The following is a 13,810-nucleotide window of genomic DNA, read 5'->3' on the forward strand; positions in this document are numbered from 1 at the left end:
CCTAATAAATCTCGGTGAGTGAGCCGGGGTCAGATCTCGTCGATGGACGAGGACTCGAACCGGCTGGAGATGTTGATGCCGAGCTCCTCCGCAGCGCGGAAGGCGTCGTCATCGGTGTCGCGCAGGTTGACAGCCGTACCGTCGGCCGAGAGGACCTCGACGTTCAGGCAGAGCGACTGCATCTCCTTCATGAGCACCTTGAAGGACTCGGGGATACCGGGCTCCTGGATGTTCTCGCCCTTGACGATCGCCTCGTACACCTTGACGCGGCCGAGGATGTCGTCGGACTTGATCGTGAGGAGCTCCTGCAGCGCGTAGGCGGCGCCGTAGGCCTCGAGGGCCCACACCTCCATCTCACCGAAGCGCTGGCCGCCGAACTGCGCCTTACCACCCAGCGGCTGCTGCGTGATCATCGAGTACGGACCGGTGGAGCGCGCGTGGATCTTGTCGTCCACGAGGTGGTGCAGCTTCAGGATGTACATGTAGCCGACGGAGATCGGTGCCGGGAAGGGCTCTCCGCTGCGACCGTCGAACAGCGTGGTCTTACCGCTGGAGTCGATCAGTCGCACGCCGTCACGGGTCGGGTTCGTCGAGTCGAGCAGACCCGCGATCTCCGACTCGAACGCACCGTCGAACACCGGGGTGGCGACCTTGGTGCCGGCGGGGGCCTCGAAGGCCTCCTTCGGCAGGTTCGTGGCCCACTCCGGGTTGCCCTCGACCTTCCAGCCCTGCTGGGCGATCCAGCCGAGGTGGAGCTCGAGGACCTGACCGAAGTTCATTCGACCGGGGATACCGAGCGGGTTGAGGATGACGTCGAGCGGCGTGCCGTCGGCGAGGAAGGGCATGTCCTCGACGGGAAGGATCTTCGCGATGACACCCTTGTTGCCGTGGCGGCCGGCGAGCTTGTCGCCCTCGGTGATCTTGCGCTTCTGGGCGATGTAGACCACGACCCGGCGGTTGACACCGGAGCCGAGCTCGTCGTCGCCGTCCTCGGCGTTGAACTCCTTGACGGCGATGATCGTGCCCTGCTCACCGTGGGGCACCTTCAGAGAGGTGTCACGGACCTCGCGGCTCTTCTCGTTGAAGATCGCGCGCAGCAGGCGCTCCTCGGCCGAGAGCTCGGTCTCGCCCTTGGGCGTGACCTTGCCGACGAGGATGTCGCCGGGGCGGACCTCGGCACCGATGCGGATGATGCCGCGCTCGTCGAGGTCCTTCAGCAGATCGGGGCTCACGTTCGGCAGGTCGCGCGTGATCTCCTCCTTGCCGAGCTTCGTGTCGCGGGCGTCGACCTCGTACTCCTCGATGTGGATCGAGGAGAGGGTGTCGTCCTTCACGAGCTCCTGGCTGAGGATGATCGCGTCCTCGAAGTTGTGACCCTCCCACGTCATGAACCCGACGAGCAGGTTCTTGCCGAGGGCGAGCTCGCCGTTCTCGGTCGCGGGACCGTCGGCGATGACCTCGCCGGCTTCGATGCGCTCACCGGCGGAGACCACGACGCGCTGGTTGTACGACGTGCCCTGGTTGGAGCGGTCGAACTTGCGCAGGAAGTAGTCGTCGGTGCCGCCCTCATCCGTCTGGACGGTGACGACGTCGGCGGAGACCTCGGCCACGACACCGGAACGCTTGGCGGTGACGACGTCACCGGCGTCGACGGCCGCGTAGCCCTCCATACCGGTTCCGACCACAGGCGACTCGCTGCGAACCAACGGCACGGCCTGGCGCTGCATGTTCGCACCCATGAGGGCGCGGTTCGCGTCGTCGTGCTCGAGGAAGGGGATCAGCGAGGTCGCGACCGACACCATCTGGCGCGGCGAGACGTCCATGTAGCCGATCTCTTCGGCCGGGAAGAGGTCGACCTCGCCGCCCTGGCCGCGGCGGGCGAGCACTCGCTCGTTGGCGAACTTGCCTTCGGCGGTCAACTCGACACCGGCCTGAGCGACGATGAAGTCGTTCTCCTCGCTGGCGGTGAGGTAGTCGATGTCCGTGGTGACGCGACCGTTCACGACGCGGCGGTACGGGGTCTCGATGAAACCGAACGCGTTGATGCGCGCGAAGGAGGCGAGCGAACCGATCAGACCGATGTTCGGGCCTTCCGGCGTCTCGATCGGGCACATGCGGCCGTAGTGCGAGGGGTGGACGTCACGGACCTCGACGCCGGCGCGCTCACGCGACAGACCGCCGGGGCCCAGCGCCGACAGACGACGCTTGTGGGTCAGACCCGCGAGCGGGTTGTTCTGGTCCATGAACTGCGACAGCTGCGAGGTTCCGAAGAACTCCTTGATCGCCGCCACGACGGGACGCACGTTGATCAGGGTCTGCGGCGTGATCGCCTCGATGTCCTGCGTGGTCATGCGCTCGCGCACGACGCGCTCCATGCGCGACAGACCGGTGCGGACCTGGTTCTGGATGAGCTCGCCGACCGCGCGGATGCGACGGTTGCCGAAGTTGTCGATGTCGTCGACGTCGATGCGGATCTCGGCCTTCTTGCCGGCGCGCACGCCCTCGAAGGTCGTGTCGCCGCGGTGCAGGCGGACGAGGTACTTGATGGTCGCGACGATGTCGTCGACCGTGAGCACCGAGTCGGTCAGCGGGGTGTCGAGACCCAGCTTCTGGTTGATCTTGTACCGGCCGACCTTGGCGAGGTCGTAGCGCTTGGACGAGAAGTAGAAGTTGTCCAGCAGCGCACGCGCAGCCTCGGCAGCGACCTGCTCGCCCGGACGGAGCTTGCGGTAGATGTCGCGCAGCGCGTCTTCCTTGGTGAGGATCGTGTCCTTCTCGAGGGTCTCCTCGATCGAGCTGAAGCCCGCGAACTCGTTCATGATGTCTTCGCTGGACAGACCGAGCGCCTTCAGGAAGACGGTGACCGACTGCTTGCGCTTGCGGTCGATGCGCACGCCCACCTGGTCGCGCTTGTCGATCTCGAACTCGAGCCAGGCGCCGCGGCTGGGGATGACGCGGGCCGAGACGATGTCCTTGTCGCTCGTCTTGTCGGCGACGCGGTCGAAGTACACACCGGGCGAACGCACGAGCTGCGACACGACGACGCGCTCGGTGCCGTTGATGATGAACGTGCCCTTGTCGGTCTGGAGCGGGAAGTCGCCCATGAAGACCGTCTGCGTCTTGATCTCACCGGTCTGGTGGTTCATGAACTCGGCCTCGACGTAAAGCGGGGCCGCGTACGTCTTGCCGCGCTCCTTGCACTCCTCGATGGAGTACTTCTCGGGCTCGAGGTAGGGGTTGGTGAAGCTCAGCTGCATCGTCTCGCTGAGGTCTTCGATCGGGGAGATCTCCTCGAAGATCTCCTCGAGACCGCTCGTGGCCGGCACGTCGGTGCGACCTGCGGCCTGCGCCTCGGCGACACGTGCCTTCCAGGCGTCGTTGCCGACGAGCCAGTCGAAGGACTCCGTCTGCAGCGCGAGAAGGTCGGGGACCGTCAGCGTGTCGGTGATCTTCGCGAAGGACAGACGCGAAGCGCCGCGTCCGTTCTTGGGGGTCTTGGTGGTGGGGGTGCTTGCGTGGGGCGCGGCAGCCAAGGGATAACCTCCATGGGCCCGGGCGGGGGCTCGTGATTCTGATGTCAGATGGAGTGCTCGATCTTCCCGACGCGTTCGCACCGCACGCCGCTATCTGCGGGGGCACGCACGCAGGCCGACCACCATATGAGGGCATGGGAGGAGGGAGCGCAAAGACCAACTATATGTCAGATGACGCGCCGTGTCCAGTCGAATTCTTGACGAGTTTCACGACCTGCGGTATAACCGCGCGTCGTCCCCGGCGACCCTCATCCGACGGGCCTGATCCGCACCCGGGTACCGGGCCTCGCCTGAGCGAGCCGGTCCAAGGACTCGGGCGTGGCGACGGCGATGACCGGGTAGCCGCCGGTGACCGGACCGTCCACTCCGAGCACGACCGGCCGACCGTCCGGCGGGACCTGAAGCGCGCCGGGAAGCATGGCCTCGCTCGCCAACTCCCCCGCGCGGATGCGGGTCAGTCCGGGCCCCTCGAGGCGCACCCCGATGCGGTCGGCGGCAGAGGACACGTGCCACGGGCCGGCGAAGAGCGTCCGCCCGGCGTCGGCCGCGAACCAGTCGGCGCGCGGTCCCGGCACCACCTCCAGGATGACGTCGCCGGGAGCGGGCGCCGTCCACGCGACGGCGTCGATCGGCGGCACCTCGCCCGCGATCTCCGCTGCCGTGGGGATCTCGTCTCCCGCGGCGAGGGGGGCGGGCCCGAGGCCCGCAAGGGTGTCCGTGGCTCGGGAGCCCGCGCTGCGGGGCGCATCGATCCCGCCGCGCACCGCGAGGTAGGCGCGAAGGCCTGTGGTGAGGGGGCCGATCTCGAGGACGGAACCCGCGGGCCACAACACGGCGCGGTGCGGGTCGGCGGCCCTGCCGTCGACCCGCACCGCGCCCAGGCCGCCCGTCACCGCGATCCATCGATCGACCAGCGCCGTCGCTCGGAACGGCCCCAGCAGGATCTCGATGACCGCTGCCGTCTGCGCAGAGCCGACGAGGCGATTGGCGAGGGCCGCCGCGCGCCGATCGGCGGCCCCGGACACGGCGATGCCCGTCGCACCGGCGCCGGGCCGTCCGAGGTCCTGGATCGTCGCCAGCGGGCCGGGGCTGTCGATGCGCAGCGCCGGAGCGGTCGGCGCTCGCGGAGCCGGCGGGGCGGGGAGCTCCACGCGCGTGCGCTCGGGCCGGAAGCGCACACGCGTCCCCGCGGTCAACAGCGCCGGGGCGGCCGCATCCGGGTCGAACAGCGGCGCGGTCGTCGTGCCGATGATGCGCCATCCGCCCGGCGTCGCCCGTGGGTAGGTCCCCGTGAATCCGGCGGCGAGCGCGACGGCGCCGGCGGGAACGCGCGTGCGCGGGGCATCCAGGCGAGGGATGTCGAGGTCCCACCCCTCCCCGACGAGATACGCGAATCCGGGAGCGAACCCCGTGAACGCCACCCGCCAGGGCGTGCGCACGTGCCGCTCGACGAGCTCCGCCGCCGACAGCGCGCTCCAGCGCCCCGTCTCGGCGAGGTCCGGACCGTCGTAGACGGTGGGAAGCGTCACCTCCGCCGCGTCCCGGTCGGTGCGGGATGCGGCCGCATCCGTCGCCGCGATCCACGTCCGCACCGCCTGCGCCGGGACACGGCGGGGATCGAAGCGGACGAGCACCGTGCGCGCCGCGGGAACGAGTTCCTCGACGCCGGCCGGGACGGATGCGGCAAGACCTGCGTGCAGGCCCAGCACCGCGTCCAGGTCCTCGAGCTCGATCAGCAGGCCGCCCGCCCCGAAGGGCAGGACGCGCCGCCCGCCGGTCACCACGGCGCCCGGACCTCGATCCCGGCGGCCGTGAGGGCCGCGCGGACGGCGGCGGCCATCTCCACCGCCTCGGGCGTATCGCCGTGCAGGCAGAGCGAGACGGCCTCGGTGCGTACGACGGAGCCGTCGACCGCGACGACCTCCCCCGCCGTCGCCAGGCGCACCGCGCGCGCCGCGACCTGATCCGGATCGCGCAGCAGCGCCCCCGGCGCACCCCTGGGCACGAGCGACCCGTCCGACAGGTATCCGCGGTCGAGGAACGCCTCGCCGAAGAACGGGACGCCCGCATCCGCCGCCGCTTCGCGCAGGTGATCGCCGAGACCCAGCACGGGAACAAGCCGGCCGAGTCCGTCGGCGAGAGCCGCGACCTCGGCGACGACCGCCGCCGCCGTCTGCGGATCGCTTCCGGCCGCGTGATACAGCGCTCCGTGCGGCTTCACGTAGCGGATGTCGGCGCCGGCAGAGCGCAGTGCGCCCAGTTGCGCGGCGAGCTCGCGTCGCAGCCGGGTCGGCGCGATCCGCATCGCCCGTCGCCCGAATCCGTCGTGGTCGGGATACGAGGGGTGCGCCCCGACGGCGACGCCGCCCGCCGCGGCCAGCGCCACCGCAGCGCGCATCGCGTCGGGGTCGCCCGCGTGGCCGCCGCACGCGATGCTGGCGCTGGAGATCACCGCGAACATCGCCGCATCGTCGGCGGTCGGCTCGCCCTCGACGGTCTCGCCGAGGTCCGCGTTCAGATCGATCGAGGGCATGTGCACACGGTAGTGCCGCCGTACTGTGGAGTCATGGCCCGCGCGCGTTACGAGCACGTCTCGCATCCGGAGACGCGACTGTCGGACGGCTCGATCGCCCGCATCGTCCCCTCGTCGTTCACGAGCGGGTTCGAGCTGGATGTCGCCGGCACGCCGCAGTCGCACGTCGATCTCGACGATCCGACCCACCTGCACTTCGAGTACATCGGGCGCATGGCGGCCGTGATCGACCAGCTGCGCCTGCCCGGTCAGCCGCTCACCGCCGTGCACCTCGGCGGAGGCGCACTCACCATCCCCCGCTACGTCGCGCACACGCGTCCGGGGTCCCGTCAGCAGGTCATCGAGCTCGAACAGGCCCTCGTCGACCTCGTGCGCACGAACCTCCCCCTGCCGCGCGGGGCGCAGATCCGGGTGCGCATCGGCGACGCCAGGGCGGGACTCGCGCGGCTGCCGGAGTCGCTGGTGGGCAACGTCGATCTCCTCGTGTCCGACGTGTACGCGGGAGCACAGACCCCCGCACACCTGACCACCGTGGAGTTCTATCGGGATGCCGCTCGTCTCCTCGCCCCGGACGGGGTGCTGCTCGTGAACGTCGCCGACGGCGCGGGCCTCGCCTTCGCACGTCGACAGGTGGCGACCGTGCGGGAGGTGCTGCCGGAGATCGCGCTGCTCGCGGAGGTGCAGACGCTCAAGGGACGACGCTTCGGCAACCTCGTGATCGCCGCATCCGCCGCCCCCCTGCCGACGGCGTGGCTGCCGCGCCTCATGGCGGCGGGGCCGCATCCGGCGAAGGTCGCGACCGGTACGGAGCTCGAGGAGTTCGTGCGCGGGGCGGTTCCTGCGACGGATGCGACCGCCACCCCTTCACCCAAACCCGCCGCATCCCTCTTCGAGCTCTGAGCCGGCCTGCTCTCTCTGACCGCGAGACTGCATCTTCGACACGAGATCACGGGTGAACGCCGTGATCTCGTCATGTAAATGCAGTCTCGCGAAGAGGGGGCGCGGGGAGTCCTGGCGGGGCGCGAACGGCGGCGGAGGGACGCCGGTGCGGCGTGCCTGAAGCGCCCGGCGGCGGAGGTCGGCGACACTGGATGCGGCGCCGGCACGAAGGGAGCAACGTGAGCTATATCAGGGGGCACCACCCGGAGACGCTGCGTGAGATCGTCGACGAGCGGGAATGCCTGGAGCGGCTCGAAGAGATCGGCTCGCAGCGCAGCCTGGCCGCGCTGATGGAACGCGTCTGGCTGCTGAAGGTGACCGACCAGCTCGACGAGGCGCTCCTCGTGGCCGAGCAGACCGTGCGCACCGCGCGTATGGCCGGAACCCGCAAGGACCTGCTGCGCGCCCGCATCCTGCACGCCACCGTTCAACAGGAGCGCGGACAGCTCGGCGCTGCGGCGCACGAGCTCACGACCTGCGCCGAAGAGGCCGAGGGTCAGGGGTGGGCGGGTATCGCCGCGTTCGCCTATCAGCACCGCGGCAAGGTGCATCTGGACGGCGAGGACCTGGATGCGGCCCGCGCCGACTTCAAGCGCACCCTCTTCCTGCGCCAGCAGGCCGGTGCGCCCGAGGAGCAGCTCGAGACGACGCTGCTCGCCATCGACACGGTGGATCGCCGCCGCATCGCGGCGAGCGTCGCCAGCTGAGACGCCCGCTGTCCGCGGCTCGATCTACGCTCGTCCCATGTCGGATCTGCAGCGCGTGCGCGTCTGGGCGGAGGCCCTGATCGCCCTGCATCTCGACGACGGCTGGAGCTTCGGCTTCGACAACGCCAAACGTCGCGCCGGTCTCTGCGACTACACGAAGCGCCGCATCAGCCTCTCGCGCTATCTGAGCGCCCGCTACGACGACGACACCAACCACCAGACGCTGCTGCACGAGGTCGCGCACGCGCTGGCGGGCTCGGCCGCCGGACACGGCCCCCAGTGGAAGCGCATCGCACGCGATCTGGGATACGTCGGCGGCGCGACGCATCACGGCGAGACGGCCACGGATCTCGCCCCGTGGGTGGGGGTGTGCCCCAACGGGCACGTCGTCTACCGGCACCGCAAGGCGACCCGCCAGACCTCCTGCGCGAGCTGCGCCCCGCGCTACGACCCGCGCTTCGCGTTCACCTGGACCCGGCGCGAGATCACGCGGGCCGCGCGGATGGCGGCGTCCACTCCGCGCTGACCCCTCACGCCGCGACGAAGACGCCGTCGCGCAGAACCGGAACCGCGGATGCGGCATCGAGCGTCGCCGCAGCCAGCACCGCCTCGCGCGACCCCGCCTCCAGCAGCGCCTGTCCGCTCGCGCTCGCCGTGAGCAGATGCCGCACCGCGCTCTGCAGGCCGCGGAACGACTCGCACGCCGCGGCCGCCTCGGGCGAGGTGTGATCGAGCCCGAGCGCACCGAGCGCGTCGATCACGGCACCCGCGCCGAACTGGTCCTCCACGGCCACGCGCCAACCGGCCGCATCCGCATCTCCCGCGGCGATCACGGCGACGGAGGTGCGCGCGCCACGACGCTGCTGCTCCGCCAGCACCGCGGCGGCGACCGCTGCCGCATTGCGCAGCGCCCCGAGCAGGACGACGGCACCGGCGTCGTGGGCGGTACCCGTGAGTTCGGCGAGTCCCGTCTCGGCGAGCGGGACCGCGCCGCCGGCGGCGACCGCATCCACGACCTCGGTCGACGCGGAGAGCACATCCACGATCACGACCACGTCGGATGCGGCGAGCCGGCGCACTCCCGACACCCCCCACTCGAAGCGGATCTGGTAGCGCGACTGGTCGGCGATCTCGGGCATCCGTCCAGATTAGGACGAGCCCGCGCCGCGGCCCAGCCGCGTGACGTCGTGAGACGCGCGGGGCAGACTGGGGCCATGCGCATCCTGCTGAAGTTCGTCATCGACTGCGATCCGGATGCGGCCTGGCGCGCGCTGCACTCCCCGCGTGCCGTCGCCGAGCTCTACGGTCCCCTGATCGACATGCAGCCGCTCAGTCCGCTCCCGACCAGCTGGGAGAGCGGTCAGGATGTCGCCGTGGGACTCTTCGCCGGCGGCATCCTGCCCCTCGGGACCCAGCTCATCTCGGTCAGCGATCGCGCGGTCGACGAGCTCCGCGGCCCCGTGCGGATCTTCCGCGACTCCGGGGCGCCGCTGACCGGCCCCCTCGCGTCGCTGGACGTGTGGGACCACCAGATGGCCGTGAGCCCCGCGGGGTACGGCCGCACGCTCTGGCGCGAGCGGCTCGTGATCGAGGCCAGGACCGCCCCGCTGTTCTGGCCGGTGCTGTGGACGACCTGGCAGTGGCGGGCCTCCCGCATCCGCGCGCTCGCGCCCACGTGGGCCCACGACCCGGAAGCCACGGCCTCCGCCTGAGCGGGCCCGCACCCACCGGCACGGACCCGCTCACGATTCAGGCCTCGGCGAGCGCCTCGATGGGGGCCACACGCGTGGCGAGCCGGGTCGGCACGACGGCCGCGACGAGGGTGAGCACGGTCGTCGCCGCGACGATCACGAGCACGGGGATCGGCGGGACGGCCGGGAGCACGAATGTCGGCTCGGGCGGGCGCGTGGGATCGATCGGCACGGAGCCGAGGAGGGACTGCGCGCCAGCCCAGCCGTAGACGATGCCCAGCAGCAGCCCGGTCGCGGTGGCCGCGATCGTGATGTGGGCGGCCTCACGCAGCACCATCGCGCGCAGCTGCGCGTTCGAGACTCCCAGGGTGCGCAGCAGGCCGAGCTCGCGACGCCGCTGCACGACGCCGAGCGTGAGCAGATTGACCAGACCCACACCGGCGATGACAGCCGAGACCGCGACGAGTCCCATCATCACGGCGGAGAACGTGTCGAGCACACGCGACAGCTCGTCCGGCATCGATCCCCCGCCGGCGGCGGTCATGACGGCCTTGGTCGAGGCGATCGCGACGGCGAACATCGTGATGAGCGTGACGCCCATGACGACACCGATCGCCATCCGGCTCGACCGCTCGGGGTAGCGCAGGGCGTTCTGGGCGGCCAGCCGCGACATGGCCGAGCGGCCGAAGACCGAGCCGACCAGTCGCAGAACGGGCGGCATCACGAGCGTCGCACCCAGCGCGAGGCCCGTGAACGACAGCACGCCGCCGAAGAAGGCGATGATCACGCCCGTGGGGCTGAGCAGCCCGTAGGCGATCCCACCGCCGAGCAGGAGCACCCCCAGAACGAGGAGGGCGAGCGCGGTGACATTGCGTCCGGTGCGTCGTGCGGCGCGCGCGTAGGGCGCTTCCACGGAGCCGCCGAGCGCCTCGAGCGGCGTGACGGTCAGCACTCGCCGCGACCCCGCCCATGCGGCGGCCCACGTGGTGAGCGCGACGATCACCGCCGGGACGACGAGCATCGGCTCCACCGGGCTGAAGGACACGTCGAGTCCCAGGGCCCAGTCCGCGGCCCCGACGCCGATGATCGCGACCAGCGTTGCGCCGACGAGACCGACGAGCGCACCGATCGTCCCCACGATCAGTCCCTGCCGCGCGAGCTCGGTGCGCTGCGAACGCGCCGATGCGCCGATGAGGCGCAGCAGCGCGATCCGCCGCGTCCGGCCGGCGACGACCGTGGCGAACGTGTTGGCCGTGACGACGCCCGCCACGTAGACCGCCACCCCCACCAGCAGGACGGTGAGGAAGCTGAGCACGAAGGCGAGCGTGTCGCTGTCGCCGATGTAGGGGTCCGCCCGCAGGAGCGCCGCGATGTAACCGGTGGCGGAGATGAGGATGACTCCGAACGCCGTGGAGATGGCCGAGACGAGGATGCTCGCCCCCATCCCGCGCTCGCGCAGCCACGCGAGGGGTGCCGCGACTCGCGCGGCTGCCGGCAGCGCCGCGGCGCTCACGCGACGGCTCCCTGCTCCGCGGCGAGCATGAAGGCGGCGATCTGCTCCGCGCTCTGCCCGCGGTGATCGGCGACGACACGGCCGTCGCCAAGATAGATCACGCGGTCTGCGTGGCTCGCGGCGATCGGGTCATGGGTGACCATCGCGATCGACTGTCCGTGCTCGCGGCTCGCGGCGCGCAGCAGTGCCAACACCTCGCGCCCGGTGCGGGAGTCGAGGTTGCCGGTCGGCTCGTCGGCGAAGAGCAGATCGGGTGCCGTGGCGAGGGCGCGGGCGATGGCCACTCGCTGCTGCTGCCCACCGCTGAGCTCGTGGGGCCGATGCGTCAGACGCGAGCGCAGCCCGAGCGTCTCGACGAGCATGTCGATCCGCGCACGCTCCATGGCCGACGGGCGACGGTCGTCCAGGTCGAAGGGGAGCGTGATGTTGCCGATGACGTCCAGCGTCGGCACGAGGTTGAAGGACTGGAACACGAAGCCGACTCGGCGGCGCCGCAGGACGGTCAGTTCGCGGTCGCCGAGGCCGGTGATGTCGGTGTCGCCGATCCACACGGATCCGCTCGTCGGGGCGTCGAGGCCGGCCATGATGTGCATCAGCGTCGACTTGCCGGAGCCGGAGGCTCCCATGATGGCGGTGAACTCGCCGCGACGGATGCCGACGGCGACGTCGTCGAGGGCGCGGACGGCGCCGGCGCCGCTGCCGTAGGTCTTCGTGAGCCGCGAGACGCGCGCGGCGAGGCCGAGTTCGCTGGAGGAGATGTGCATGTCTCCGACGCTATGGATCGGGCGGGATCGGCCGCGTCGCCCGCCCGGCGTATCCGCATCCTTCTGGCGGATGATTCGCCTGGACCGGGCGGGGTACGGGTCGGAGGGGAGGCGCGGCCCGAGGGGCGTTCGGCGCCGACAGTGCCACACTTTTCCGCATCCGCGACAGGTGATCACTGTGGCAGGTGCGCAAAAGTGGCGCATCTGCGCAACTGCGACGCAACTCGGGTACCAGCCGGGGCACCCCGTAGGCGGGAGCGGAGGGTCAGGCGAGGCCGTGCTCGAAGGCGAAGACGACGAGCTGCACGCGGTCGCGCAGGGCGAGCTTTGCGAGGATGCGGCTGATGTGCGTCTTCACGGTCGCCTCGGACAGGAACTCCCGCTCCGCGATCTCGGCGTTGGAGAGCCCGCGGGCGGCGAGCGCGAAGATCTCCCGCTCACGGTCGGTCAGCGCCTGCCAGGCCAGCGGCGCCGCGACGGCCGGAGGCGAGAACTGTGCGAACAGGTCGCGCGTGGCGCTCGCGGCGATGACGGCGGAGCCCGCGTGCACCGTGCGGATGGCGGCGAGGAGGAACTCGGGGTCCGCATCCTTCAGCAGGAACCCGCTGGCCCCCTCTCGGATGGCGCGCGCCGCCGCCTCATCCAGATCGAAGGTCGTCAGCATCACGATGCGCGGTGCGTCGGCGTCGCGCAGCAGCTCCGCCGTGGCCGCAAGGCCGTCCAGGCGCGGCATCCGGATGTCCATCAGCACGACGTCGGGGCGCTCCCGGCGCACCACCTCGATGGCCTCGACGCCGTCGCCCGCCTCGCCCACGACACTCAGATCGGGCTGAGAATCGACCAGCATGCGGATGCCGGCGCGGAAGAGCGCCTGGTCGTCGACGAGGACGACGCGCACCGCGGCGCTCATGCCGCGGCCCCGATCGGCAGATGCGCGTCGACGAGGAAACCGCCCTCGGTGGCTCCGGCGAACAGCGTTCCGCCGACCAGCTGCGCGCGCTCGCGCATGCCGACGACGCCGTGCCCGCCGGGGTCGTCGAGCACCCGCTGCTGCTCTCGGGCCGGAGCACGCAGCGCATTGCGCACGGTTGCTCGCACGTGATCACTCTGCCACGCGAGCCAGACCTCCACGGGGCCGTCGCCGTGCCGCAGGGCGTTGGTGAGCGCCTCCTGCAGGATGCGGAACACGGCCAGCTGCACGGCCGCCGGCACATTCTGCGGCGGCACCGGCGCGATCTGCACCCGCAGATCCACGCCCGCCGCATGGACCTGGGCGAACAGGGCGTCGAGGTCAGCCAGCGTCGGCTGCGGCCCGGCCCCCTGCTGATGGCGCAGCTGCGTGAGCAGCAGGCGCACATCCGTCAGCGCGGAACGTGCGGTGGACGAGATCGTCCCGAGCGCGGTCGTGGCGGCGGCGGGGTCGGCCGCGGCCGCGTACCGGGCGCCGTCGGCCTGAGCGATCACCACCGCCAGGGAGTGCGCGACGATGTCGTGCATGTCGCGGGCGATCCGCATCCGCTCGGATTCGATCGCCACCTGCGCGCGCGCCGCATCCCTCGCCTGCCGGGTCTCTCTGGCACGCGCCGCGGTGCGCACCAGCGCACCCGCCGTCCACGAGAGCCCGAGGGCGAACAGCGCCGCCAGCATGACGAACACGGCCAGCGGCAGATTGCGCCAGTCCAGACCCGAGGAGACCACGTAGGAGTTGACGAAGACGAGGTAGATCGCGATGGCCGCGGAGCCCGCGACCGCGGAGGAGAAGCCGATCCAGAACAGCAGCCGCGTCCCGTAGGCGGCCGTCGCGTAGAGAATGACGAAGATCGCGACGTTGCTGAGCATGGGCTGCAGCCCCAGCGCCATCTGTGCGAGCGCGCTCACCCACGCGACGGCCAACGCCAGGAACGGCGAGAACCGGCGCAACCCCAGCGCCACCGCCATGCCGAGGGACACCAGCACGCCCCACACCTGATCGCCCGAGGACGGCGTGTAGAACAGGAAGCCCGTGACGCCGAAGAACCCGAACGCGAGGACGGCGTCGACGAGCCACTGCACGGGCGAGAGCTGGCGGAACACTCTGACACGCTACGCGGACGCCGGCGGCGCCCGCATCCGTCCAGCGATGTATCCCGC

Annotated in this window: 12 protein-coding genes; 4 read left to right on the forward strand and 8 right to left on the reverse strand. The window is 71.0% G+C overall.

Annotation, left to right across the window (positions count from 1 at the left end):
• Positions 1-29: 29 nt before the first annotated feature.
• The 3 genes from rpoB to pxpA all read right to left on the reverse strand — a co-directional run bounded on the left by rpoB (position 30) and on the right by pxpA (position 6,066).
• Positions 30-3,533 (reverse strand): DNA-directed RNA polymerase subunit beta, encoded by a 3,504-nt coding sequence (gene rpoB, locus EHF32_RS10210; protein WP_137418075.1) that lies wholly within the window; start codon positions 3,531-3,533, stop codon positions 30-32.
• A 248-nt stretch (positions 3,534-3,781) separates the two neighbouring features.
• Entirely contained in the window at positions 3,782-5,314 is a 1,533-nt protein-coding gene (locus EHF32_RS10215) for a 5-oxoprolinase/urea amidolyase family protein (RefSeq protein ID WP_137418076.1), read from the reverse strand.
• Positions 5,311-6,066 (reverse strand): 5-oxoprolinase subunit PxpA, encoded by a 756-nt coding sequence (gene pxpA, locus EHF32_RS10220; protein ID WP_137418077.1) that lies wholly within the window; start codon positions 6,064-6,066, stop codon positions 5,311-5,313. The genes EHF32_RS10215 and pxpA overlap by 4 nt, the downstream gene beginning before the upstream one ends.
• A 33-nt stretch (positions 6,067-6,099) precedes the next feature.
• Between pxpA and EHF32_RS10225 the strand changes: the two genes are divergently transcribed.
• The 3 genes from EHF32_RS10225 (at position 6,100) to EHF32_RS10235 (ending at position 8,238) form a co-directional block, all read left to right on the forward strand.
• Positions 6,100-6,966 carry a spermidine synthase gene (locus tag EHF32_RS10225; RefSeq protein WP_137418078.1) on the forward strand — a complete coding sequence of 289 codons (867 nt, stop codon included), beginning with the start codon at positions 6,100-6,102 and terminating at the stop codon, positions 6,964-6,966.
• Positions 6,967-7,184: 218 nt separating this feature from the next.
• Entirely contained in the window at positions 7,185-7,712 is a 528-nt protein-coding gene (locus EHF32_RS10230; RefSeq protein ID WP_137418079.1) for a hypothetical protein, read from the forward strand.
• 37 nt (positions 7,713-7,749) lie between these two features.
• On the forward strand, positions 7,750-8,238 hold the full coding sequence (locus EHF32_RS10235) for a SprT-like domain-containing protein (protein ID WP_137418080.1): 489 nt from the start codon (positions 7,750-7,752) through the stop codon (positions 8,236-8,238).
• A gap of 4 nt (positions 8,239-8,242) precedes the next feature.
• Here EHF32_RS10235 and EHF32_RS10240 read toward each other — a convergent pair whose 3' ends face one another.
• Positions 8,243-8,851 (reverse strand): 2-phosphosulfolactate phosphatase, encoded by a 609-nt coding sequence (locus EHF32_RS10240; protein WP_137418081.1) that lies wholly within the window; start codon positions 8,849-8,851, stop codon positions 8,243-8,245.
• Positions 8,852-8,926: 75 nt separating this feature from the next.
• Here EHF32_RS10240 and EHF32_RS10245 point away from each other — a divergent pair, with 75 nt between their 5' ends.
• Complete coding sequence (locus EHF32_RS10245) at positions 8,927-9,424, forward strand: hypothetical protein (RefSeq protein ID WP_137418082.1); 498 nt, start codon at positions 8,927-8,929, stop codon at positions 9,422-9,424.
• A gap of 37 nt (positions 9,425-9,461) precedes the next feature.
• On the opposite strand, the gene EHF32_RS10250 is transcribed toward EHF32_RS10245, so the two are convergent.
• The 4 genes from EHF32_RS10250 to EHF32_RS10265 form a co-directional block, all read right to left on the reverse strand.
• Entirely contained in the window at positions 9,462-10,916 is a 1,455-nt protein-coding gene (locus EHF32_RS10250; RefSeq protein ID WP_443189848.1) for an FtsX-like permease family protein, read from the reverse strand.
• The gene (locus tag EHF32_RS10255) at positions 10,913-11,680 is read right to left on the reverse strand and encodes an ABC transporter ATP-binding protein (RefSeq protein WP_137418083.1); all 768 of its coding nucleotides are present in this window, start codon (positions 11,678-11,680) and stop codon (positions 10,913-10,915) included. Before EHF32_RS10255 ends, EHF32_RS10250 begins: the two co-directional genes overlap by 4 nt.
• 265 nt (positions 11,681-11,945) lie before the next feature.
• Positions 11,946-12,590 (reverse strand): response regulator, encoded by a 645-nt coding sequence (locus EHF32_RS10260; RefSeq protein WP_137418084.1) that lies wholly within the window; start codon positions 12,588-12,590, stop codon positions 11,946-11,948.
• A complete protein-coding gene (locus EHF32_RS10265) occupies positions 12,587-13,753 on the reverse strand; it encodes a sensor histidine kinase (protein ID WP_137418085.1) in 1,167 nt (388 codons plus the stop codon). The genes EHF32_RS10260 and EHF32_RS10265 overlap by 4 nt, the downstream gene beginning before the upstream one ends.
• Positions 13,754-13,810 lie beyond the last annotated feature (57 nt).

Origin of the sequence: Microbacterium sp. RG1 (genome assembly GCF_005347485.1) — a bacterium.
Taxonomy (GTDB): Bacteria; Actinomycetota; Actinomycetes; order Actinomycetales; family Microbacteriaceae; genus Microbacterium; species Microbacterium binotii_A.

Coding starts and splice junctions, on each gene's coding strand:
- pxpA (WP_137418077.1), bottom strand. CDS start 6,066: ATGCCCTCGATCGATCTGAACGCGGACCTCGGCGAGACCGTCGAGGGC.
- EHF32_RS10225 (WP_137418078.1), top strand. CDS start 6,100: ATGGCCCGCGCGCGTTACGAGCACGTCTCGCATCCGGAGACGCGACTG.
- EHF32_RS10235 (WP_137418080.1), top strand. CDS start 7,750: ATGTCGGATCTGCAGCGCGTGCGCGTCTGGGCGGAGGCCCTGATCGCC.
- EHF32_RS10240 (WP_137418081.1), bottom strand. CDS start 8,851: ATGCCCGAGATCGCCGACCAGTCGCGCTACCAGATCCGCTTCGAGTGG.
- EHF32_RS10245 (WP_137418082.1), top strand. CDS start 8,927: ATGCGCATCCTGCTGAAGTTCGTCATCGACTGCGATCCGGATGCGGCC.
- EHF32_RS10255 (WP_137418083.1), bottom strand. CDS start 11,680: ATGCACATCTCCTCCAGCGAACTCGGCCTCGCCGCGCGCGTCTCGCGG.
- EHF32_RS10260 (WP_137418084.1), bottom strand. CDS start 12,590: ATGAGCGCCGCGGTGCGCGTCGTCCTCGTCGACGACCAGGCGCTCTTC.